The sequence below is a fragment of the Ideonella sp. P3_A4 genome (assembly GCF_056403075.1).
Genome location: NZ_JBFUGE010001258.1, coordinates 1 through 756 on the forward strand (window position 1 = coordinate 1; position 756 = coordinate 756).

The 756-nt window shown below is 67.5% G+C and carries 1 protein-coding gene; it reads right to left on the bottom strand.

Annotated features, from left to right (window positions below; all coding sequences use genetic code 11):
• A partial coding sequence (locus AC1DYI_RS37420) for a cytochrome b/b6 domain-containing protein (protein ID WP_477209112.1) occupies positions 1-756 on the bottom strand: 756 nt, incomplete at both ends.

The window sequence follows — 756 nt, forward strand, 5'->3', positions numbered from 1 at the left end:
CCAGCCGCCCGTCCGGCGAGAACACCGCGTGTTCCGGGTTCTTGCCGCTGACCTTGACCACAAACGCCTTGGCCTGCGCCTGCGTGTCGACGAACACCACGTTGTTGCTTTCTTCCACCGCCGCAGCCACCCAACGCCCATCTGGTGAGATACCAACGCCCTCAGGCGACTCACCCAACGCCACCTCGCCGCTGACCTGGCGCTTGGCGAGGTCGACGATCACCAGGCGGTTCTCGGGCTGGTCGCTGACGTAGGCAAAGCGGCCGTCGGGGCTGATCACCGTGCCGCGCGGCTTCTTGCCCACTACGATCTCGGCCACGACCAGGTCGGTGGCGATGTCGATCACGCTCAACGAGCCCGAGCCTTCGTTAGGCACATAGGCGAACGGCGCCGCCTGCGCGCTGCCGGCCGCGATCATCACGGCGCCGGCCGCCAATGCAGCGGGCCACATGCGCTGGAACACGCCGTCACGCCGCAGCGCGTGTCGTAACGCCACCAGCACATGCCCGGCAATCAAGGCGCCGAAGACCCAACCCAGCACCACGTGCAGGCCATTGAAGAAGGCATAGACGGCCGGCAGGTTCGGCCCCCATGGCGGCAGCGGCGCGCCGAAGAACTTGACGCCATGCTGGCTGAAGTTGGACGCCACATAGCCCGACAGAGGCATCAACAACATGCAGGCATACAGCGCGCGGTGGCCCCACGTGGCGCTGCGCTGGGTGCTGGGCGACAGGTTGCGCGGCAAGGCCGGCGGAC